Below are 23,647 nucleotides of genomic sequence, written 5' to 3' on the forward strand. Positions count from 1 at the left end.
AATTACTGAGTACAACTTAATAACTATTTAAAACTTGACCAATTTATTATTATTACTTATTTGCCTAACCATTGGTGTATTCCTCAGAAAACTGAAAGGTTTTTCTGAGGATGCCCCCACGGTGTTGAATACCATTATTATTTATGTTTGTTTACCTGCGTTGACTTTCCTAAATACTACCGAAATTCATTTTAGTAGCCATTTATTATTGCCTGTTTTAATGCCTTATATTATTTATGTGGGGTCATTCATATTTTTTAATTTGCTAGCACCATTTATAAAAATAGACGATAATACCAAAGGAGCTTTAATTCTTACTGCAGGCATCAGTAGTATTTCATTTGTAGGTTTTCCGATTTTCGAAGTGCTTTTTGGCAAGGAAGGGTTACAATATGGTGTATTAATGAGCCAAGCAGGCTCTTTTGTGGTGTGTGGCACTTTAGGAATTTTTACAGCATCCTATTACTCATCTTCTGCTGATTTTTCATTTGGAAGAGTAGGCATCAATATTTTTAAATTTCCTCCATTTGTAGCTTTTTGTTTAGCATTAATACTAAACCTTTCAAACTATCATTTTCCTGTATGGGGACAGCAAATTTTAGATAAACTCGGAAGTCCCTTTAGTTTTTTAGCATTACTTTCTATTGGCTTACAAATTAATTTTAACAAGAGCCAATTAGACTTAAAAGCACTCTTCTATGGGTTGTTTTATAAATTATTTATTGCTCCATTGCTAATTTTTATCATTTATATGCTCATTTTAGGAGAATATTCAGCTTTAGGAAAACTTTGTGTAATTGGGGCTACTTTAGGGTCAATGAATACTGCTACTATCATCGCAGTAACGTATAAACTCAATCCTAGTTTAGCCACCCAAATGGTCAGTGTCAGTATTCCTTTATCTTTATTGAATGTGTGTATTTGGTATGGACTAATGCAATATTTTTAACCTTTAACTGTTTTGCTTTAGGCTGTAAGCCGTAGGCATTAAGCTATTTTTTATTAAACAATTGAGCGTCAAATAATTGAAATGCTAATCATCAATCACTATTTACCAATTACTACGTAAACAATTTTAATTTCCATGAAAAAACTATTTAAAAATTTAACTTTTTGGGTACTTACAGCCATCACAGCGGGGGTATTGTTAGGGCATTTCGCACCAGAAATAGCCTTACAGCCTATTTTAGAAAAACCGATAAAATTTAGCCTGTATTTATCTGAATTTGAGATAAAAACTAGTTTTAGTGAATTGCTAAGTAGTATTTTTATCAGCATTGTGAAAATATTTATTTGTCCTATTATTTTCATCACCATCATGCTAGGCATTATTTCGATGGGAGATTTGAAAAAGGTGGGTAAAGTAGGGGCTAAATCGTTGTTGTATTTTGAAGTTGTTACGACATTAGCACTGTTTATTGGAATAATCATGGCAAATATCATTCGCCCGGGCGATGGTGTAGTTACTTCTGAAATAAAAGGAGGCGATATTTCTAAATATACTAAATCTGCCGAATCATTCAGTTGGCTAAAGTTTTTAATGGATAATGCTACCCTTCAAATCCTTATTTTAGCCATTATCTTAGGCGTTATATTGAGCAATTATTCCAAACGAAATGAGATTGTACAATTTCTTCAGCCAGTATCTAAGAAAATATTTTGGGCTTTGCACAAAGTAATGCTTTTTGCCCCTGTGGGTGCTTTTGGAGGAATGGCTTTTACCATTGCCAAATATGGTGTTCATACACTTTTACCTTTGGGTAAACTAATGGTAACAGTATATTGCACAATGGCAATTTTCATTTTTGTAGTATTGTATTTTATTTTGAGAATGTATAAAGTCAATCTCTGGAAATTTTTAAAGTATATTCGTGAGGAGTTACTGATTGTTTTAGGGACATCTTCATCAGAGGCAGCTTTACCGTCGTTGATGGAAAAACTAGAGAAAATGGGTTGTTCAAAATCAGTAGTAGGCTTGGTAGTGCCAGCGGGATATTCCTTTAATTTAGATGGTACCACCATTTATTTATCTATGGCAGTACTTTTCTTGGCGCAAGTATTCAATGTTCATTTAGATTTGCAACAGATTCTGACAGTCATTGGCATTTTGATGGTAACTTCAAAAGGCGCGGCTGGAGTAACGGGCAGTGGTTTTATCGTATTGGCTTCTACACTAACAGCGATTAAAGTAATACCTGTAGAGGGACTAGCTTTATTGTTAGGTGTTGATAGATTTATGTCTGAAGCAAGAGCTATTACCAACTTTATTGGCAATGGCGTAGCTACCATCTGGTTAGCCAATAATGAAAAAGAGTTTGACCGCGAACAAATGGAAAGAGTCTTTGAGTGAGGAGTTTTGAGGGCAGAGTTTTGAATTGTGAGGGAGGAGTTTTTTATAAAACGTAGTGGCAATCCCTTGTTGTTGCCGTTGTATGAGATTATTCTAGGATTTGGTAAACGCAAGGGATTGTCGCTATTGATTATTAATTTTAAGGGAATAAATATATAAACCGATACAATAATTACGATAAATAATTATGCAAATAATTGAAAATCAATATTTAAGAGCAAGTGTTAATTCGCTAGGAGCAGAGCTAGTAAGCCTATTTAATAAAGAAAATGGTGTGGAATATATGTGGGAAGCCAACCCCGCTTTTTGGGGAAAGAGTTCGCCTGTATTATTCCCTATTGTAGGAGCATTAAAGAATAATCAATACATTTATCAAGGACTTACCTATACGCTTCCTCGCCATGGTTTTGCTCGTGAAAAAGTATTTAAGGTTGAATCAAAAACAGAAGATAGCATCGTTTTCTTGTTAACGGAAGATGAAGGAACCTTGAAAATATTCCCATTTACTTTCGAATTTCGTTTGATTTATACATTGATAGGAAAGACGTTGTCGGTATCATATTCGGTTACAAATACTGGGAATGATGAAATGTATTTTTCAGTAGGCGGTCACCCAGCTTTTGCTGTACCACTTTCAGATGATACTGTTTATGAAGACTATTATTTGGCATTTGATAAAACAGAAGATTTTCCACGATGGGAATTAGCCAATGGTGGATTAATCAAAAAAGAAGCGAGTACTTTTTTAGAAAACACCAATCGTTTGCCTTTAACAAAAGAATTGTTTTATCAGGATGCCCTTGTTTTCAAACACCTGCAATCTACGGAAGTAATTTTGAAAACCGATAAAGCTCCGACACAATTAAAATTTACTTTTGAAGGATTCCCTTTTTTAGGTATTTGGGCAGCTATTAATGCTGATTTTGTTTGTATTGAACCTTGGTGTGGTATAGCAGATAGCGAAATTCATGAGCAAGAATTAACAGAAAAAGAAGGTATGGAAGTTTTGAGTTCTAACCAAATATTCTTGCGTACTTGGACTGTATCAGTTTAATAAAATTTTATGTTGAATTGTTTAGGCAATGTTTTTTCTAATCAAAGGTTCATCATTGTTTTTTAACCTATTCCTAATACATCGTAATTTCTTAGCTTATCAAAAACCATTGACTTACTTTTGCGACAGTTTTTGAAACAAACCATTTTTTGTGACACTTCATTATGAGCCAAATTTCAATTAGGAAACAAGATGCCTTAGACTATCATTCAAAAGGTCGTCCGGGTAAAATTGCAGTAATTCCCACCAAAGAAACCGAAACACAGAGAGACCTTTCATTAGCTTATTCGCCGGGTGTAGCCGAGCCATGTTTGGCGATTGCGGCCAACCGAGAAGACGTTTATAAATATACTTCCAAAGGTAATTTAGTAGCTGTAATCTCAAATGGTACAGCCGTGTTGGGATTAGGTAATATCGGAGCCGAAGCTTCAAAACCAGTGATGGAAGGTAAAGGCGTATTATTTAAAATCTTTGCAGATATTGATGTATTTGATATAGAATTGAATACAGAAGATCCTGAAGAAATAATTAGAACTGTAAAGATTCTAGAGCCAACTTTTGGAGGCGTAAACCTTGAAGACATTAAATCGCCAGAGTGTTTTGAAATAGAGGAAAGACTGAGAAAAGACCTCAATATTCCTATCATGCACGATGACCAACACGGTACGGCCATCATTTCGGCGGCTGCTTTGTTGAATGCTTTAGAATTGGTAAACAAACGTATCGAAGAATGTAAATTCACGATTTCGGGTGCTGGAGCCGCTGCTTTATCGTGTGCTAAATTATATTTGGGCTTAGGTGCTAAAGTAGAGAATATATTGATGTTTGATAAAGACGGTCTGGTTTCTAAAGAACGCACAGACTTAAACAAATATGTTCAACCTTTTGCTACTGAACGTACTGATATTCATAATCTGGCAGAAGCGATGGTTGGGGCGGATGTATTTCTTGGCTTATCTGTCGGAAATATCGTTTCTCAACAGATGATAAAAACAATGGCAAAAGATGCTATCGTTTTTGCCATGGCTAACCCAACACCAGAGATTTCTTATGAAGAGGCAGTAGCTGCTCGTGAAGATATTATCATGGCGACAGGTCGTTCAGACTACCCTAACCAAGTGAATAATGTATTGGGTTTCCCTTATATTTTCAGAGGTGCTTTGGACGTAAGAGCAACGGAAATTGACGAAACAATGAAATTGGCTGCTGCTAAAGCGTTGGCTGAATTAGCCAAAAAGCCAGTGCCTGATATTGTAAACTTAGCTTACAACGAAAAGAATTTATCTTTTGGTAGAAATTATATCATTCCTAAACCTGTTGACCCACGACTGATTACTACGGTAGCGCCAGCAGTAGCCAGAGCGGCGATGGAAGCGGGATTAGCACAAAAGCCGATTCTTGACTGGGATGCTTATGAATTAGAATTGAGTAAGCGTTTGGGCTTAGATAACCAATTGATGAAATACATTTTCAACAAAGCAAAACGCTCGCCTAAGCGCGTAGTATTTGCTGATGCTGAAAACTTGAAGGTATTGAAATCTGTACAACAATCGAAAGACGAAGGTATTTGCGTACCGATATTGTTGGGTGATAAGACTAAAATCAGAAGAATTATTCAAGAGAATAACCTAGATTTAAGCGAAGTACAAATCATCGATACACGTGCCCCAGAAACGATTGAACGATTGAAAGAATATGGCGATATTTTCTTTAATAAAAGAAAACGCAAAGGCTATAACCAATACGAAGCCCACAAGCAGATGCAAGTACGCAGTTACTTTGCCTCGATGATGGTAGAAACTGGTGATGCCGACTGTGTGATTTCGGGTCTTACGCGTAACTATCCAGATGCTATTCGTCCTGCTTTACAAATTATTGGTCGTGAAGATGGCGTGAAGAAAGTAGCAGGTATGTACATACTCCTTACTAAAAAAGGGCCAGTATTTTTCTCGGATACGACAGTAAACTTCAACCCAACAGTAGAAGATATCGTAGAAATCACGGAACTAACAGCCAAGGCAGTAGAGCGTTTTAACTTAAAACCAAGAATCGCTTTATTGACTTATTCAAACTTTGGAACTGCCAATGGTGATGATGCTGTAAAAATGCGTGAAGCAACCGCTATTTTACAAAAGAAGCATCCAGAGATGATTGTAGAAGGAGAGATGCAAGCGCACTTGGCTTTTGATAATGAATTGATTAAGGAAAATTATCCTTTCTCTAAATTAGCAGATGAAGGAGCCAATACTTTAATCTTCCCTAACCTTTCAGCTGCTAACATTGCTTATAACTTATTGAAAGAAACTAGTGATATAGAATATATTGGGCCAATATTATTGGGATTAAGAAAACCTGTTCACGTACTTCAATTAGGATCATCTGTGAGAGAGATTGTCAACATGGTAGCTATTGCTGTTGTGGAAGCACAAGGCAAGTAATTTTTGCAAATACTACTGATGGCATGACTCCAAGTCATGCCATCAGTAATTAATACTAATATTGATTACTAGCGATTGTTAATCGCTTTTGTATCTTTTCTCTTAATAATTTAGGCTCCAATACTTCCATTCCATCCCCAAAGCCTAATATTTCTCTTTCAAGTTCAAAATTAAGCTGAACTTTTATTTGAATAATGATTCCTTTATGGTTTCTTTCTATCACCTGCTGTGAATGATGAAGCGGTTTAGTTTCTACATAAGGAGCATGAAGATTTGATACCTGAATACGTACTCGACTGTTTCTAATATTATGGCTAACTGTTGCACCAATCACATGATAATAATACAATTCTGGGCTATACCTTAGGTTTTCGATATAAGGAAACGCTGTATCAACTTGTAAATCTAAGATTCTATCAAGGGCCAAATTGGTAATAATGTCTTTATCATGTTTAACACCTACTGCAAACCATCTATTTTTATATTCCTTCAACCACCATACATGAAAATGAAATTGGTTAGCATCTCTCGCTTTGAATGATTTGTAATTGATATATACTGCTTTTTTCTGAAGAATAGCTTGATAAATGGTATCTAAGTAACCCAGCCCACGCAAATTCTCATTCTTCTCAAAGTCAATTACCGACGCTCTTTTTTCTTTATTACTATAAATATGTTCTTCAAGCTTATTGACCACTTCACTTAGTTGATCGAAATGAGAAAACCCTTTAAATTGTTTTAGCATATCAAGGGCTTCATTCATCCTTGATATATCCGCACTTGTCAGAGGTGTTTTGGTAATACTAAAATTAGGGTCTTCATAAGTATAATACTTTTTATCAATCACGATAATCGGTGCTTCATAGCCCAATTTTTCGCTCCTCATCATTTGAATATCAGCCTGAATACTTCTGCGGCTAATTCCTTTGTCGATTCCCTCATATTCATAAAGGGCTTCGGATACACTTTCAATTAAGTCTTCGAGAGTCCATTTTCGTTGACGATTCTGCAAACAAGTATCAATGGTTTTATAACGGATTAAGGCATTTCTATTAGTAGGCATATTAACTGAGTTTTGAATTGTGAGTGAGGAGTTGTCACTGTTTGAAGGCAACTTATTTTAGGCAATGATAAAATATTTTGCTAAAAATAGAAAATAAATTTTACTACGCAAAAAGACTGCGTTGTGGCTTTGCAACTTTGTAGTGTCAACAATGAAAACAGCCTATAATGATGAAATTTAACTGGTTTAAAGATGCTGTTACGCTCTCTAAAAACTATGAAGGAGCACCAGCTTATAAAGTAAGTCCTGAAATGGAATTATATTCCGCCTCAGTGACAAGTATGATAGAAGCTACTACTTATGAAGATGAGGATAGCAGACAAAAAAGAATTCAGGAATTAATGACTAAAGTAAGTCCCGAGTTTGTGGCAAAGCTTGCAGTGTATGTACGTCAGCAAATGTATTTGCGAACAGTGCCTGTCTTGCTCTCTGTTGAATTGGCAAAAGTTAATCAAGGGAATAGTTTAGTTAGAAAAACCATCGAACATATCGTTGTCAGACCAGACGAAATATTAGAAGTATTAGCGTATTATCAAAAAAGCAATGTTCGTACAGGTACAAAACAACTCAATAGATTATCAAAGCAAATTCAGAAAGGTTTAGCAAATGCATTTAATAATTTCGACGAATATCAATTTGCAAAATATAATAATGCTAATGGGATTAAGTTGAGAGATGCTTTATTTTTAGTACACCCTAAGCCAAAAGACGAAGCTCAACAAGTAATATTTAATAAAATCGCTCAGAATACTTTAGCTATTCCGTATACATGGGAAACAGAACTTTCAGCTTTAGGACAGAAGTCTTTTAACAATAAGGATGAAAGAAAACTCGCCTTTAAACATAAATGGCAAGAACTAATTGATTCTCAGAAAGTAGGCTATATGGCTTTGATGCGTAATCTAAGAAACATACTTGAAGCTGATGTAGAAGAAATATACTTACAAAAAGTATGTACTTATTTATCAGATAGCCGAGCGGTAGCTAATTCAAAACAATTGCCATTTAGGTTTTTAGCAGCGTATAGAGAATTATCTAAAGTTAATCATGGCAATGTTCCATTAATACTGAATGCTTTAGAACAAGCTATAAAATACAGTGTAGCTAGTTTGAAAGGATTTGATAATCATGTAAAAGTGGTCATTGCTTGCGATGTTTCAGGTTCTATGCAGAAAAGTATTTCTTCTAAAAGTAAGGTTTTATTGTATGATATAGGTTTACTCTTAGGGATGATTTTGCAATCAAAATGCAAAAACATGGTAACAGGTATATTTGGCGATACTTGGAAAGTAATACAATTACCAACCCAAGGAATTTTGGCAAATGTTGATGCTTTTTACCGACGAGAAGGAGAAGTGGGCTATTCAACAAATGGCTATTTGGTCATACAAGATTTGATTAACCGCAAGTACATTGCAGATAAAGTAATGATGTTTACTGATATGCAATTATGGGATACAAAGGGCGAGAATTCTATGTCAAACTGTTGGAGACTTTACAAAAAGATAGCTCCAAATGCTAAATTATATTTATTTGATTTGGCTGGGTATGGTCAAGCACCCATCAATGTGCAAAGAGATGATGTATTTTTAATTGCAGGATGGTCAGATAAAATTTTTGATGTATTATTTGCTCTTGAATCTGGGGAATCAGCTTTATCTATGATAGAGAAAATAGCGCTTTAAGATATTTACAGGATGCCGTAGATGCTGAGTTACTTCGTAGCAAGATTAGGGGAGGAATGACGAGATTGAATAAGATTCAATGAGGTCATCTTGGTTCGACTCCAGCAATGCAATGCCCCCCCTCAGTGTACTTTTTGCTCTTGTAAAATGAGTGTCGTTAATCAAATGTTACTTCGTGGTAAAAGCTCTATGCTTTGGGTTCGAGTCCCAGCTTAATACAACATTTGATGCCTGTTACCTCAAAGAAATGAGTGCCGTAAAAAAGAGATACTTCGTCTTAACTATTGGGTCGTGAGTTCGAGCCTCACCTTCTCTAATCGAGTTGTAGCTCAGTTGGTAGAGCAAATAAATCTCTTTTTGTTTTTTGCCTTATAAAATACATCTACACCTATTCTTTATGAATCTCCTCTATTTAAACTATGAAAAACAATTTTGAAAAAATTAAATAAAACCAATGAACATTTTACTAGAAGAAACAATCGTCCAAGAAGATTTGCAAGCCTTGGGCGTACAATCAGAAGAAGCTTTAGCCAAGTTTTCAAGAGTTGCTGGGGGCTTAATAAATAATGGAGTCTATCCCAAAGCACAAGTGCTATTGATGTTTGCGCAAATGATAGAATCACCTAAAAAGTTTTCGTTTTCTAAAAATAAATTGACTAATCTAGCACTTTATACCAAACACCTAAAGGAAATAGGTCAGGAAATTATATTGAGTGAATATGGTAAGTCATTAATCGAAGCAGAGAATGCTAAACCTAAATTTGAATTGGCTAAAATAGGTCGCCAAGCAGATGTAGACGTAGATTTAAGGGAAGAAGCTTTAGCATATAAAATTTATGGTGCTGCTCAAATTGAGCAAGGTGCATTAGACCAAATGCAAACTGCCATGAAATTACCCATTTCAGTAGCAGGAGCTTTAATGCCTGATGCCCATCAAGGGTATGGTTTGCCTATTGGTGGTGTATTGGCGACAACTGCCAACACTATTATTCCTTATGCAGTCGGCGTTGATATTGCCTGTAGAATGTGTATGAGTATTTTTGATTTGCCAGCCAATATGATTCAAAAAGAAGATAAATTGTTGAAAAAAGTATTAACTGAAAACACTTTCTTTGGCATGGGCGCAGAATCAGGAAAGAAATTCGATGATTCATTATTCGACCGCTCGGAATGGGGAGCACTCAAAATCACCCGTGATTTAAAGGATAAAGCATATAGACAATTGGGCACTTCGGGAACAGGAAATCATTTTGTTGAATGGGGCGTTTTAGAGATTTTGGCAGAAGACGATTTAATGAATCTGCCTAAAGGTTCATACTTGACCTTACTTTCACATTCTGGTTCACGTGGTTTAGGAGGGAATATTGCGAATCATTATTCAAAAATTGCCATGAATAAAACTCGGTTACCTAAAGAAGCCAAGCATTTGGCTTGGTTGGATATGAATACCGACGAAGGACAGGAATATTGGTTAGCAATGAATTTAGCGGGAGATTACGCCTCGGCGAATCATCATGAAATTCATAATAAAATTGCCAGAGCCATGAACCAAAACCCTTTAAAACGCATTGAAAACCACCATAATTTTGCTTGGAAAGAACAATTGTCAGATGGAACAGAGGTGATGGTTCATAGAAAAGGAGCAACACCAGCAGGAGCTAACGACTTAGGAATTATTCCTGCTTCGATGACACAGCCAGGATTTGTCATTCGTGGGAAAGGCATTGATGAAGGCATTAATTCGGCTGCACACGGTGCAGGACGAAGGATGTCGCGTACCAAAGCATTAGGAATGATTACCAAAAGCGATTTAAGAGATGCCCTTGATAAAGCGGGTGTTCAACTAATTGGGGCAGATTTAGACGAAGCTCCCCAAGCTTATAAAGACATCAATAAAGTAATGGCGTCGCAGGAAGAATTAGTACATGTACTAGCCAGATTTTCTCCTAAAATTGTAAGAATGGCTGATGGTAGAGAGAAAGCTGAGGATTAGTAAAACGCTTGGTAGGATATTCTTATCAGGCGTTTTTTATTAATAATAGTAAATAGATGGTGTTTGTGTTGTAGGTAAAGATTTATTTGTTAATTTTTATAATCATGTCTTATTCTTCATCACTATTCTCTTTAATGAAATATTCAATTTCACCTATGCATTCAATTACGAATTTTGTCAAATTAGATACATCTTTTGATGAATCAGATATCCTATCATCTATTTCTAATTGAGGTGTTGTTTTTTCATGATCTAAAAAATAAATATTAGTATCATTTTCATCAAGATTTATAAAACTATCATTTCCACAGCCGTCAGTTCCTATGCAAAACATATTAGATAAATATTGCTCAGTTTTTGCTCTATTGAATAAATATTGATTGTGATGAATTAGCCATTCAGGGTTTGTTGAAAGATAAATCATATCATCTTCTTGTAGTTCTCTTAATTTTGCAATCAATTCAAGTTCAGAGAGATGAAAATCTTTATAATACGAAGGTAGGGTGATTTTTAAACTTGATTCAATATATGCAATTGAATCAGGGGTTAAATTTGGAATAGTTTCTCTTTGTTGAAGAATAATGGGGGCTTTTTTCTGAAAAAGGCGTTTAAAAAAGATTATCATGCTTTATGTTTTATAAAGTTGGTAGTACATTTATCGTTCCAAGTCTAAAGACGTGGAACAGTAGGGTGCTGTTTTTACTCATAAATGTCTTTTCTATGTCCGAGCGTGATGATATCCACAATAAGTTCAGTATCAAAGATATCATAGATGATGCGATAGTTGCCCGTTCTAATTCTGTAACCATCTCTACCTTTTAATTTTTTATACCCAGTAGGACGTGGGTTTTCTTCCAATCCAGCGATAGCATTAATGATAGGTTCGACAATGTCATCAGAAAGTTTATCTAATTGTTTTTTAGCTTTTTTAGATAATACAACCGTGTAGTTAGGCATTTTTTGCTTTTCTGTTTTTTAAGTAATCAGAAAATAAAATACGTTCGCCAGTATCTTCTTTTTTGGCTTCATCATAAAGCTTAATGTCTTCTAACTCTTCCAATTCTTCCATAATAGCATCAAACTCTTTGGCAGGAAGTACAACCAATGATTTTTTACCATTGGCATCTTTAATATATTGTGGATGTACCGTAAGCATACTTTTACTATTTGAATATTTTGTTCAAAGAAGGCTTGAATTTTGTTTAAATTACAAACTATTTTTAAGACAACAAAAAGGAATGTGGATGAATTGTGAGTTGGTAAACACCTATACTGGTGCAGTTGTTAAGTGTAGCGTTATTTGTACCCAAAATAAATTCAGTAGTAGCTTTGATAAAATAGCACTTTAATCTAAGAAGATAAATTGCTTGAACGTTCAGAGAACGTTTTATCATTCATTCGATTTGACCTTATGTTCGAATCGAATAGCATGAGTAATTAAACTAATTCAAAGATGGACAACAAAATAAATACAACAATATTCCAGCTAATAAAGTGGGGGAGTTATACTAGTATTATTAGTATAGTTATAATGTCAATATATTTTACATTGGCAATAAAAATACCTGAACAATACGAGATTGTTATTGGTATATTAGGCATATTCATTTTTTTTATACCTATTATTTCTTTTGTATTTATTACTTATATGGTAATACTAAAAATAATAAATAAATTTAATCTTGCTACGAGTTATGGATTAAAAAATATTTTATTTCTATTTCTAATGAATATACTTTTTTTAATGGGTTATCTCTATTTAGGGCTATCTTTAGAAGGAAAAATTTGAGGCTTAAACTAGTCCTAGCTTATTTCCTACGCCTCAAAATGTTAAAGAGCATCACGCTCGCAAATGTATCATAGATAAAGATTCATTTTGTTCCGATACATTTTAATATATTTAATAAGCCCTTTCGAACGTGACGCTCTTCATTGTTTTAGGTCTTATGATTCCTGAGACTGGTTTGGGAATAATACAAAAAGTACTACAAAACCTTCGTATAGTTGCGAGCTGGTGTTAATATAAAAAAAGCAAATAAAAATGGGACTATTCGATTTCTTAAAAAAGAAAGAAGACAATCAAAGAAAATTTACAAAAGAAGAAGTTGATGAATTAATTCTATTATCTCTAAATGTGTTATGCGACCATGTAAGTACAGTAAAAGACGTTGAAAAATTTCTGAAAGAAAAAGGGCTTGACGATAGACAAACCTCACTTATTGCAAGTAGAGCTATTGAGTTATATCAAACTCATTTTGCAAATAAAAAGGAAGTACCTCAAAATAATCAATTAATAGACGATAACCTCCTTTTGCTTGACATTTTAAAGAATAGACTTATCACTTCTGGCTATCAAGTGGAAAATCATCCACAATATATGGCGCTGATTATAAATTCAGCGTTGGAAATTGCGACAGCAATTAATGATAATCCCGATAATCATCCAAGTATAATTCAGCTAACGGTATTGACACTTCATTCTAAATATTTTCCAAATGGAATTGAAGAAAATATAGTAGGCATTGGTTCGACAATTCAAGATAAAATAGACTCTGTCTTAGACAACTATTTAACTACAACTTTTGAACCTATCATAGACAGCTTTACTGACAGTCATAATCCAGCATTAGACTTTTCGACAGTAATTGACAATAAAGAGATACTTTGGCATCCAAAGCTAGGCAATCTTAGTTTACAAGGGCAATGGGAATTAATTCCTGAAAACGAAGCTATATTTGAATTATTAAAAGAGAAAGTAAAGTATAAATTGACAACTCAAAAACTGAATTGGCTAAAAGTTTATATTTCTAAAAGAGGAGATGGAAGGATAATTGGGGAGTGTCTTTTTAATAATGAACCTTGGCAAGAAGGGCTTGATATTATTTCAAATTATGCAAAGACTTGGACTGAAAAAGGAGATTTCTTTGGACAAAAACAATTTATAATGTTTAGGCGATGTGATGCTTGCGACCAATGAAACATATCTATCAAACTGGTCTTAGGATTTCCTAAGACCAGTTTTGCATTAAGTCAAAAATTCTTTCGGTGATTTTCCTGTAAATTTCTTAAAGGAACGGTTGAAAGTGGCTTTTGAATTAAAACCACAGTCAAAGGCTATACCCAAAAGAGTAATATTTTTATTTTCAGGCAAGAGGACTCTTTTTTGAAACTCTTTTACTCTGTATTCATTCACAAAATCATTGAAATTCTTTCCAAAGGCATTATTCACTACACCCGAAAGCACAGAGATATTAGTTTTAAGTCGAATAGCAATATCAGAAAGCGTGAGTTCAGGCTGTAAATACAGTTGATCATCATGCATTAATGTTAATATTTTTGTTTTCCATTGGTTTAACTCTCCTTCATCAAATTTCTCTTTTTGTGGATTTTCCAATATTGTGTTCTCTGCTTCTTTGAAGACTAAATCTTTGGTTGGTTGAGCTTGGGCATAACCCGTAATTGAAATGTAATATATCAATATCACACCTATTAAATTATCCCACCAGTCCTGCTGGAAATCTAATTTGAAATTACTAATCACAACCAATTTAATCAATGATACTACCCAATCTAAGAGTAGTACAATCAATAGGTTACGGAACCATTTAAAACTAACAGCCTCTATATCTGAAAACTGGGTTTTTGTCCATAGTCTATATTGATTGTAAAGCTTGAATGCTCGATAAACATAATAAGCAGTCAGCATAATGCTTATCAGTAGTTCAAGATGACCGATTCCCCAAGCACTGTGATAATTTTTCTCAAAATACTGAACAAAATCTTTCCCCATTGAAAAAATCACGATACGATATAAGGTATCTATCAAGAAGGGTAAGAAATGATAAACATCCTTTAAAGTAAAACGGAAATCCTTGTCTATTTGGCTTTTAAAATAAAAGTAACAAAGTGGAGGAAAAGCAAGACCAAATGTTCTTGGAAGAAAATTTAGTTCTTGCCATAGGATTTCAATGCCCGAAAAACCCAGCATATACTCCCAGATATTAAAAGCCATTCCTATCAATACCAAACCAAATAGGTAGTCGGAAAGACGGTTGTTTTGATAAGCTCTTTTCCAAAAAAGAAAAGCATAAATCCATGCTTGGATAAAGCCAAACCAAAGCGGAACAGAATAATTTGACCAGTAGATTTGCATCTGGGGGAATGTTTTAAAAATAAAGGTATTATTGGGCAGTCTAAACAATGAAATCAAATTAAGCGTAAAATGTTTTATCTGAGCCACTTTTTAGCAATGAGGTGGTCAAGTCCAAAATATCCAGAACCCATGACGATAGCGTATAAAGAAATCCAGAGAAAACCCATTGCAGGTAACATTTCCCATACTTCACCTCCCCATTTTTGAAAGAAAATTGCTACTAACATCGTACACATTACCATAAAGCCTGCTACGCGGGTAAATAAACCAATAACTAACAAAGCACCCCCAAATGTTTCAGCGAGTACTGCTGCCCATGCAAAAAATGTAGGGAATGGAAAACCAAATTTAGCAACATCTTGAATAAACCAATCAGGACAAGGGAACTTACTTCCACCAAAATTTAAGGCTAAAAAGTAACAGCCAACAATGCGTGGTAAAGCCAATAACAAGTCAGTGTACCAAGCAGATGTATAAACGGGATTGATGATTTTTGAGAATAATGTTTTCATGATTATGATTTTTTTAAAATTAATTATTGAAATATAACAATGAGTTTATAAGGGCTTCTTTACAAAATAGCTTGAGTAAATCCACGAATTTTTATTGTAATGAAACGGTATAATCGTCTTTGCTTCCTTCAATAGTTAGTAGAAGTTTCTCTGTGAATTTTACGTTTCTGTCCCAATACTTATCACTGCACTGATATATTTTTGTACCCACTGGAAGAAATACATATCTTCCTTTTGCTTTACTTAATGAGGTTGAAAAGCCTATTTGCTTATCGTTTCCCCAAGGTAATTCATAACGTATATGAGCCATCAAAGGAAACCATGATGCACCTTTTATCTTGACACCCACCAATTTAATACCCATTTTCTTGGCTATACTTTCTATTGAATTTTCGTCTTTCTCTTTTTCATGATTCTTCTGAACCATTTCTGCCCGAGCAAAGTCTAAATACTGTTCACGAGTAATTTCATAGTTTTGATTGATGAAAAAGACTTTTCCGTCATCTTTCTGAGTTACTACACAGAATAATTCTTTCATACCATTTTTTTCTTGATAAACATACACTGGCGAAGGCAAATTGACAGCGTGCGAAGCCAGTGCATTTAAGCTATAACCATAGCCTCCAGTAATTTTTTGTAATTGTGTGTTGTAACTACTAAAGCCAACCAGTCTATTTTTAAGAGAAGGGTTTTTGATAGTAAAGCTTACACGAGAAGGTTCCGTTTGGGCTTGTCCGATGAAAGTGATTAAAAGCGAACAAATGAAAAAAAGTGTTTTGATTAGCATTTTCATTTTAGGGAGTGTTTATGAGGTTTTCGCCTCGTTGAATTGATGAGTCAAAGTTTGCCCATCAAAAACACTAAAACGCCTTAAAACATGATTTAGAACGTCTTGAATGATGATTTGAAACTTTCCTAATATTGTCGGAAGACTCACTGAGCTAAAAAAGATAGGATTTACATTCTATTAAATGCAAATGACATAAAACAAAATGCAAGTATTCATGGGTTAGAATATGATTTTAGTATTGTTATAAGCCACAATTATTAAAAATAATTAGTGTAATTGATTGAAAGTTAAGTGTTTGTAGATTTGTAAAAGTATTTATTGATTTATTTGTATCAATCACTTATTTTTAAAAAAACTCGCAAATATGCTTATATTTACGAGCTAGCAGCCATTATATTTTGACTGACTAAACATTGAAAAATAAACAAACCCATGCTTGGACTAATAGTTGAACTTATAATTTCTTGGCTATTGTTATGGATATTTTTCAAAAAGAGTTTGTTGGTTTTGGGAATTGTTCCAACACAAAGCACACTTTTTAATCTTTTCTTTGGTATTTTAATAGCCGCTGTTTGTGGTACACTTTATTATTTATCCTTCGTTTTTTTTATAGCTAACAAGTGGACACTTAATAATGAATTTACAAGGCAAAAATTATTAGCCAGTTCATGGTGGACACTAAATTCGGTGCTATATGAGGAATTAATTTTCAGAGGTGCTTTGCTTTATATACTTATTAAAAAATTTGGTGTCAGGACTGCTTGCATAACTTCTGCAATATGCTTTGGTATTTATCATTGGTTTACGTCTGGAGCATTGGGAAATCCTTTACAAATGACTATTATTTTCATAATGACAGGAATTTGGGGGGCTATGTTCGCAATGGCGTTTGCAAGGACAAAATCTCTGTATTTGCCAATTGGACTTCATTTCGGATGGAACTTTGCAAGTACAATTATCTTTTCGAATGGACCTTTAGGAAAACAGCTTTTAGTTATTAGTGGAGGACAGAAATTGGGTGAAATTTTATCTGCAGTTGTCTTTATTTTCCAACTTTTTGCTGTTCCAGTAGTTACCTATTGGTACCTTAATTTGCTATCAAAAAAGCAAAATAACTCTATTGAAACAGAAACAACAACCGCCAAAATTGGTATTGACAATAGTGGGGCTTGACGGAATTCTAATTCCACACCGTCGGCAATACCTGCTATTTGTAGGCAATTCGGACAAAATATTGAAAAACTAAGGAGTGTCAACCGTAAATATTGTAAATTAATTTTAAATAAATACGCTATGTCAATCAATGCTAATGCTATCAAATGCGGGATATTATTTTTATTGCTTTTCTCATTGCAATCAAAAGCGCAAAGTGTTAAACTGTTTAATCACATTTCAAATGAAGTATATACACTACACTCCAAAGTATTAAATCAAGACAGGCAATTCTATATTCATGTTCCAGAACAAGATTCAACAAAGCCTAAGAAGGCTTTGCCTGTGTTATATTTATTGGATGGAGAAAACCATTTTCATATACTTTCCTCCTATATTGATTACCTAAGCCACTATGAAATATTTCCTCAAATAATAGTGGTAGGTATTATTAATATTGACAGGAAAAAAGACCTTACCCCTTCCCATAGTACAAAGACTTACGATGGAAAGGAAGACGCTACCCTAAAACCAAGTGGCGGTAATGAGCAATTTCTTCAATTCATAGAAACAGAGTTAATGCCTTACATTGAAATAAATTACAAAACGACATCCTATAAAATATTGGCGGGGCATTCTTTCGGTGGTATTGCAACGATAAATTGTATGCTCACACATCCTGATATGTTTAATGCGTATATAGCCGTAAGTCCCTCGTTTTGGTGGGACAACAATTATATGCTAAAACTTACAGAAGCTAAATTGGCAAAATTGTCATCTCTCAAAAAACGTTTCTTTTACAGTGACGGAAACGAAGGAACTTTCTTTCATACCGATTTATTAAAATTTGATAGTTTGATTGCAAATAGAAAACCGAAAGGACTAGAATATATGTATAAAAACTACCCCGAAGAAACCCATATGACAGAACCAATAGTTGCGTACTTTGATGCATTAAGGTTTATTTTACGAGATTAGAAGGACGCTTTTCCGCCGTTATTTTTGTTTGTTCACCAACAACACCTACGACTAGTTGTAGAACCTAATACTAGTGATAGATATTGGCACAAAGAACCTCTTTTTTGTCGCTTTTAGACCTTGTTTATTGAGTGTTAAAGGGTAGGTTTGTATATAAAGAATTTAAACATAAAAACTATGGCACTCATCAATCCCCACATTAACTTTAACGGAAATGCCGAAGAAGCTTTTAATTTTTACAAATCAATATTTGGCGGAGAATTCGCAAAGATTGTGCGTTTCAAAGACCTTGCTAGTCCTGAATTTGCAGTCCCAGAAAATGAAGCAAACAAAATAATGCACATTGCTTTGCCGATTGGTAAAAACGTTCTAATGGCTAATGATGTCCCCGAAATTATGGGACGAACAAACGAAAATGAACACAGAAGTAAAATTTCAATCAGTGCAGAAAGCAAAGAAGAAGCCGACAAATTATTTAACGGACTTTCAGTAGGTGGACAAATTGAAATGCCTATTGCCGACAGTCCTTGGGGTTCATATTTTGGTATGTTTAGAGACAAATACGGAATTGAATGGATGATAGATTTTGACCCAAATTATGAAGGACAGATTTAACCGAAGAAAAAAGCGAATGTCTTATAAAAGGATTGCACAAGAATGGAAGGAGGAATAAAACTCTGCTGTTGTACTACTCTGTATCAACATTTGTAGTGAAAAACGCTACATTTGCTAAGATGTAAAACTTTATCAGTCATTGTAAAATACCAATCTAAAAATTTATATGAAATGGAGAAAATACCAACCTTATATGAATGGGCGGGTGATATGGAAACCTTTGAGACCTTGTTTACGAAATTTTATGATAAAGTTTTAAAGGACGACTTACTCAGTGAAGTTTTTAAAAATATGTCATCAGAACATGTCAAGCACGTTTCTCATTTTGTTGCAGAAGTTTTTGGAGGAGACAAATTATAGACAACTGAGGACGGTGGAAGCCATGCTGAAATGATTGGAAAACATATAGGCAAAATGCTTACAGAAAATAAACGCCAACGTTGGGTTCAACTTCTGTTGCAAACTGCTGATGAAGTTGGACTAAAAAGTGACCCTGAATTTCGCTCTGCTTTCGTGGGTTACATTGAATGGGGAACAAGACTCGCAGTCATCAATTCTCAATTGACCAATAATCCATTAGATAAAAGCGAACCAATGCCTAAATGGGGCTGGGGAGAAACAGGTGGGCCATATAACCCAAATAATAATTAAATAAAAGCAAAATACCACGATTTGCTAAGATTATATTGTCAAAAGTGTAGCCTCACTTGTACTAAAGTAAATTCAGTTTTTAACTGAATGAAATATTACGAATTACTGCTTTTCTACTAGTTCAGAAAGACAGGTAGAAAAGTTGGTAAATAGGATTTTTATCTCTCGTTCAATTGCCCTTTAGGATGAATCTAACACCGCGAATCCAGTCGGAGACTGCACATTATTTATTGTTCCAGGTCTAAATATGTTGAACAGCAAGGTACCCTTTTAATTTGAATCGTAGGAGAGTCTACGATTAGTTATACACTATGTTAAACGACTGCTAAGTATCGGAAAATAACAACTCGAAAGATTAATTTAAACCAATATTTACTCTTATGGAAAAGTTACAATTCAAAGTAAGCATTAATGCTCCTGTGACTAAGATATATGATTTTATGCTTGGCATTAGCAGTAAAACAACTTATGAGCAATGGACTTCTTTGTTTAACCCGACATCTACCTATGAAGGAAGTTGGAATAAGGGAAATAAAATGCTATTTATTGGAGTAGATGAGAATGGAGAAAAGGGAGGGATGGTTTCCAAGATAGCTGAAAATATTCCCAACCAATTTGTTTCAATTCAACATTATGGTCTTTTAAAGGCTGACAAGGAAATTACAGAAGGACCAGAAGTAGAAAAATGGGCAAACGGATTTGAAAACTATACCTTCGAAGAAAACAATGGTACTACAATCGTTACTGTTGACTTAGATACAGCAGAAGATTTTGTAGATTATATGAACGAGAGTTATCCCAAAGCACTCGACAAATTGAAGGAACTTTGTGAAAAATAGCAATTTAAAGAATATCTTAAAAATACTACAAAGAAATAAACACAGTCTATATGTAACTCATGGCATGACTCAAAGTCATGCCATGAGTTGAGTTATAAAGAAATCTATAATCAATCCCGAGCATCTTCAAACTCACCCCTTTTACACCTTTCAAACTCCCAATACAATTTACTGCCAGAAAAATGTTAATTTTGTAATTATATTTTGACATTACACTCATGACAGTACAACAAAACGATATAGAAATTCTTTCATCAAATCAATCACTTCCCACAATGGAGGCCTTTTATACGCTTCAAGGCGAAGGTTTTCACCAAGGGAGGGCAGCCTATTTTATCCGTCTGGGCGGATGTGACGTAGGTTGTCATTGGTGCGATGTGAAAGAATCTTGGGATATAAATGCTCATCCAAAACTTACTATCAATCAAATTGTTGAAGAAGCCTCCGCTCATGCTGGTCGTTTGGCTGTCATTACTGGCGGAGAACCTTTGATGCACAATTTAGATGAGTTGACAGAAGCGTTGCATCAAGCAGGATTTGAAACCAATATAGAAACATCAGGTGTTTGCCAACAAGTAACGGGTGCTTGGGATTGGATTTGTTTTTCACCTAAAAAATTCAAAGCTCCTAATCCTGATATTTATCCGAAAGCACACGAATTGAAAGTGATTATTTTCAATCAATCAGACTTTGAATGGGCTGAGAGCTTTGCTGCTTTGGTTTCTCCTGATTGTATGCTTTATCTTCAACCAGAATGGAGTAGAATGGAACAGATGCTTCCACAGATTATTGAATACATCAAGAACAATCCGAAGTGGAGAATTTCGTTACAAGTACATAAATTTATGGATATTCCTTAGTGGATACTTGGTTAATAGCGCATAACAATTGACTAGTTTCTTACTAAATTGTACAACAAATTCTTTTGCGCTATTAAACTTGCCATACATGAGAAGTATATTGTTATTCGTTATCTTGATTACTTGTATTTTCCAGTCTAAAGGTCAGAATACACTTTCTTCGACTAATAAAAAAGCAGTTGATGCCTATCAAAAAGGCTTAAATGCATTACAAAATAGGGATATCGAAACGGCTTTCAACGAATTTGAAGAAGCCATTGAAAAAGATAATTTATTTGCAGAACCCTACTTCCATTTAGGCAAGCTGTATGAACAAAACAGGCAGTTTGGTAATGCTATTTTACATTACGAAAAAGCCATCAATGCCCAAGAGAAAACCAGTGTTAGTGAAATTGCTTCGCAACAAGTAGGGTTGCTGTATTTAAAAAAGGGCGAATATCAGAAAGCCTTGGTTTATCTTGAAAAAGGACTTCCTGCTGTTTCTCTTTCGAATAAAAAACGCTATTTAGCACGACTTGAAAGTTGTAAGTTTTCAATCAAAGCGATTGAAAACCCTTTGAAAATCTCTCCGATAGAACTCCCCAAAACAGTCAATCGTTTTGAATCCCAATATTTTCCAGTACTCTCTGCCGATCGTGAAACACTTATTTTTACTGGTCAAGAAGAAAAAGATGAAAACCTGTACCAATCAGTTTTCAAAGACAGCACATGGTCTGTTCCTACATCCATTTCGGATAAAATAAATACGCTTCAAAACGAGGGTACGGCCTCTATTTCGGCTGATGGCAGAATATTAGTCTTTACCTCTTGCGGAGGAAGAAAAGGCTACGGAAGTTGCGATTTGTTTATTTCTTATAAGCAAGGGGATGATTGGTCATCTCCTCAAAACTTAGGCACTAATATCAATTCTGGTGAATGGGAATCTCAACCATCTTTATCGGCTGATGGACGCATGCTTTATTTTGTATCTGATAGAAAGGGAAGTATTGGCAAGCGTGATATTTGGGTTAGTCAATTAGACTCCACTAATAACTGGGCAAAAGCTGTAAATCTTGGCAATACCATCAATACCATTGAGGACGACCTTTCTCCATTTATCCATGCCAACGGCAAAACGTTGTTTTTCTCCTCAGAAGGTCATGTCGGTTTGGGAGGATTGGATTTATTTTTCTCTGAAAATCAGGAAGGAAAGTGGAGTACACCAGAGAACCTAGGATTTCCCTTAAATACCCATGAAGACCAAGTAGCTTTATTTATTACATCGGATAGTAAAAAAGCCTATTATTCTTTAGAGCAAAATCAAGATAATAAATACCGTAGGGCAAAAATTGTAGAAATCATTTTGCCCGAAAGCTTGCAGACTAGATTTAAACCCACTTTTTTCTTGAAAGGAATTGTTACAGATGCCAAAACTCAACAAACCTTAGCCGCAGATATTGAATTGGTATCGTTAAAAGATAAGCAAAAGATGGGCTTGTTTACGTCGGACAACAAAACAGGTAAATATACTTTTGTACTTACTGCAGGAACAGAATATGCTATTTTCGTCAATAAAAAAGGCTATTTCTTTAAAAGTATTAATGTAGATTTATCCCAACAAATCGGTACGGATAAGGTGCTAAATATCTCGCTTGAGCCTATTCAGAAGAATGCAAAAGAAATCCTAAATAATATCTTTTTTGATACGGGCAAATGGGAATTACACCCAGAGTCGATGATAGAATTGGATAAACTGATTATTTTGCTGAATGAAAATAAAGAATTGCCCATAGAGGTTTCTGGACATACGGATGATGTTGGGAAGGATGCTGAAAACTTGGTGCTTTCTCAGAAAAGAGCTAATGCTGTAAGAACTTATCTTATTCTAAAGGGCATTAACTCTACCATGATTAAAGCGGAGGGGTATGGAAAAAATAAACCACTTTTACCCAATACTTCTGCTGATAATAGAAAGCTAAACAGAAGAATTGAAATTAAGTTTTTGTAAACCATGAATATCAAAGAGGCTATCCCTGAACGCTTTTCAAGAGAAATATTTACGAAAATTATAGACTGGATTGATGGAAAGCCTGAAAGGTTTGATGAGTTGATGGTAGTTTTTTTTGAAGGAGATAGCAGAAAGAATCAACATGCTGCCAATATCATGTCGGATTGCATTCATCGCTGGCCTTTTCTGCTTACGCCTTATATCGAAAAAATGCTATTGAATCTACAGCAAGACAATTTACACGATGCCATCAAACGCAATACTGTTAGGGTTTTGCAAGACATAGCTATCCCAGAAGAACTACATGGATTAGCGGTTGATACTTGTTTCAAATACCTAAGTAATCATGACGAAGCCATTGCTATCAGGGTATTCTCTATGACTATTCTATTCAATTTAAGTAAACTGTATCCCGAACTAAAAAGTGAATTAAAGTTTCTCATTGAAGAACAATTACCTTATCAATCACCCGCCTTTAAAAATCGAGCGAATAAGATTTTAAAAGCCTTATAAGAGGTATATCATTT

23 protein-coding genes are annotated in these 23,647 nt (G+C 34.6%); 16 read left to right on the forward strand and 7 right to left on the reverse strand.

All coding sequences use genetic code 11. From position 1 onward, the window contains the following. Positions 1–34 precede the first annotated feature (34 nt). From J2Y60_RS02350 to J2Y60_RS02365, 4 genes are all read left to right on the forward strand, one after another. Positions 35–949: an AEC family transporter gene (locus tag J2Y60_RS02350; protein WP_309912132.1), complete on the forward strand. Its 915-nt coding sequence runs from the start codon at positions 35–37 to the stop codon at positions 947–949. Positions 950–1,084: 135 nt separating this feature from the next. Next, positions 1,085–2,350, forward strand: a complete 1,266-nt coding sequence (locus J2Y60_RS02355) for a cation:dicarboxylate symporter family transporter (protein WP_309912130.1) — start codon at positions 1,085–1,087, stop codon at positions 2,348–2,350. Positions 2,351–2,537: 187 nt separating this feature from the next. After that, the gene (locus tag J2Y60_RS02360) at positions 2,538–3,404 is read left to right on the forward strand and encodes an aldose 1-epimerase family protein (protein ID WP_309912129.1); all 867 of its coding nucleotides are present in this window, start codon (positions 2,538–2,540) and stop codon (positions 3,402–3,404) included. A 164-nt stretch (positions 3,405–3,568) separates the two neighbouring features. Next, the gene (locus J2Y60_RS02365; protein WP_309912127.1) at positions 3,569–5,842 is read left to right on the forward strand and encodes an NADP-dependent malic enzyme; all 2,274 of its coding nucleotides are present in this window, start codon (positions 3,569–3,571) and stop codon (positions 5,840–5,842) included. Positions 5,843–5,897: 55 nt separating this feature from the next. Here the strand turns inward: J2Y60_RS02365 and J2Y60_RS02370 are convergent, their stop codons facing one another. After that, entirely contained in the window at positions 5,898–6,905 is a 1,008-nt protein-coding gene (locus J2Y60_RS02370; RefSeq protein ID WP_309912126.1) for a WYL domain-containing protein, read from the reverse strand. A gap of 167 nt (positions 6,906–7,072) precedes the next feature. Between J2Y60_RS02370 and J2Y60_RS02375 the strand changes: the two genes are divergently transcribed. Together J2Y60_RS02375 and J2Y60_RS02380 are read left to right on the forward strand one after the other, a co-directional pair. Further along, on the forward strand, positions 7,073–8,590 hold the full coding sequence (locus J2Y60_RS02375) for a TROVE domain-containing protein (RefSeq protein ID WP_309912125.1): 1,518 nt from the start codon (positions 7,073–7,075) through the stop codon (positions 8,588–8,590). 454 nt (positions 8,591–9,044) lie between these two features. Continuing rightward, positions 9,045–10,583, forward strand: coding sequence for an RtcB family protein (locus J2Y60_RS02380; RefSeq protein WP_309912124.1), 1,539 nt, complete (start codon positions 9,045–9,047; stop codon positions 10,581–10,583). Positions 10,584–10,692: 109 nt separating this feature from the next. On the opposite strand, the gene J2Y60_RS02385 is transcribed toward J2Y60_RS02380, so the two are convergent. From J2Y60_RS02385 to J2Y60_RS02395, 3 genes are all read right to left on the reverse strand, one after another. Continuing rightward, positions 10,693–11,208, reverse strand: coding sequence for an SMI1/KNR4 family protein (locus J2Y60_RS02385; protein ID WP_309912123.1), 516 nt, complete (start codon positions 11,206–11,208; stop codon positions 10,693–10,695). A gap of 74 nt (positions 11,209–11,282) precedes the next feature. Further along, a complete protein-coding gene (locus J2Y60_RS02390) occupies positions 11,283–11,540 on the reverse strand; it encodes a type II toxin-antitoxin system RelE/ParE family toxin (RefSeq protein WP_309912122.1) in 258 nt (85 codons plus the stop codon). Further along, entirely contained in the window at positions 11,533–11,739 is a 207-nt protein-coding gene (locus J2Y60_RS02395; RefSeq protein ID WP_309912121.1) for a hypothetical protein, read from the reverse strand. The genes J2Y60_RS02390 and J2Y60_RS02395 overlap by 8 nt, the downstream gene beginning before the upstream one ends. A gap of 885 nt (positions 11,740–12,624) precedes the next feature. Between J2Y60_RS02395 and J2Y60_RS02400 the strand changes: the two genes are divergently transcribed. Next, positions 12,625–13,560, forward strand: coding sequence for a DUF6348 family protein (locus J2Y60_RS02400; protein ID WP_309912120.1), 936 nt, complete (start codon positions 12,625–12,627; stop codon positions 13,558–13,560). 48 nt (positions 13,561–13,608) lie between these two features. On the opposite strand, the gene J2Y60_RS02405 is transcribed toward J2Y60_RS02400, so the two are convergent. From J2Y60_RS02405 to J2Y60_RS02415, 3 genes are all read right to left on the reverse strand, one after another. Next, entirely contained in the window at positions 13,609–14,736 is a 1,128-nt protein-coding gene (locus J2Y60_RS02405) for a helix-turn-helix domain-containing protein (RefSeq protein ID WP_309912119.1), read from the reverse strand. 74 nt (positions 14,737–14,810) lie between these two features. Next, positions 14,811–15,248, reverse strand: coding sequence for a DoxX family protein (locus J2Y60_RS02410; RefSeq protein WP_309912118.1), 438 nt, complete (start codon positions 15,246–15,248; stop codon positions 14,811–14,813). Between the two features lie 91 nt (positions 15,249–15,339). Continuing rightward, positions 15,340–16,041 (reverse strand): hypothetical protein, encoded by a 702-nt coding sequence (locus J2Y60_RS02415; RefSeq protein WP_309912117.1) that lies wholly within the window; start codon positions 16,039–16,041, stop codon positions 15,340–15,342. 429 nt (positions 16,042–16,470) lie between these two features. Between J2Y60_RS02415 and J2Y60_RS02420 the strand changes: the two genes are divergently transcribed. The 9 genes from J2Y60_RS02420 to J2Y60_RS02460 all read left to right on the forward strand — a co-directional run bounded on the left by J2Y60_RS02420 (position 16,471) and on the right by J2Y60_RS02460 (position 23,633). Next, a complete protein-coding gene (locus J2Y60_RS02420) occupies positions 16,471–17,211 on the forward strand; it encodes a type II CAAX endopeptidase family protein (protein ID WP_309912116.1) in 741 nt (246 codons plus the stop codon). Between the two features lie 120 nt (positions 17,212–17,331). After that, complete coding sequence (locus tag J2Y60_RS02425) at positions 17,332–18,168, forward strand: alpha/beta hydrolase-fold protein (protein ID WP_309912115.1); 837 nt, start codon at positions 17,332–17,334, stop codon at positions 18,166–18,168. Between the two features lie 177 nt (positions 18,169–18,345). Beyond that, positions 18,346–18,783 carry a VOC family protein gene (locus J2Y60_RS02430; RefSeq protein ID WP_309912114.1) on the forward strand — a complete coding sequence of 146 codons (438 nt, stop codon included), beginning with the start codon at positions 18,346–18,348 and terminating at the stop codon, positions 18,781–18,783. Positions 18,784–18,954: 171 nt separating this feature from the next. Further along, positions 18,955–19,143 (forward strand): hypothetical protein, encoded by a 189-nt coding sequence (locus tag J2Y60_RS02435; RefSeq protein ID WP_309912113.1) that lies wholly within the window; start codon positions 18,955–18,957, stop codon positions 19,141–19,143. 54 nt (positions 19,144–19,197) lie between these two features. Continuing rightward, positions 19,198–19,434 carry a hypothetical protein gene (locus J2Y60_RS02440; RefSeq protein WP_309912112.1) on the forward strand — a complete coding sequence of 79 codons (237 nt, stop codon included), beginning with the start codon at positions 19,198–19,200 and terminating at the stop codon, positions 19,432–19,434. A 380-nt stretch (positions 19,435–19,814) separates the two neighbouring features. Continuing rightward, entirely contained in the window at positions 19,815–20,273 is a 459-nt protein-coding gene (locus J2Y60_RS02445; protein ID WP_309912111.1) for an SRPBCC domain-containing protein, read from the forward strand. A gap of 275 nt (positions 20,274–20,548) precedes the next feature. Next, positions 20,549–21,133: a 7-carboxy-7-deazaguanine synthase QueE gene (locus J2Y60_RS02450; RefSeq protein ID WP_409014206.1), complete on the forward strand. Its 585-nt coding sequence runs from the start codon at positions 20,549–20,551 to the stop codon at positions 21,131–21,133. A gap of 88 nt (positions 21,134–21,221) precedes the next feature. Continuing rightward, a complete protein-coding gene (locus J2Y60_RS02455) occupies positions 21,222–23,120 on the forward strand; it encodes an OmpA family protein (RefSeq protein ID WP_309912109.1) in 1,899 nt (632 codons plus the stop codon). A gap of 3 nt (positions 23,121–23,123) precedes the next feature. After that, a complete protein-coding gene (locus J2Y60_RS02460) occupies positions 23,124–23,633 on the forward strand; it encodes a hypothetical protein (protein WP_309912108.1) in 510 nt (169 codons plus the stop codon). Positions 23,634–23,647: the final 14 nt, after the last annotated feature.

The organism is Arcicella sp. BE140 (assembly GCF_031456255.1).
In the GTDB taxonomy this organism is placed as follows: Bacteria; Bacteroidota; Bacteroidia; order Cytophagales; family Spirosomataceae; genus Arcicella; species Arcicella aquatica.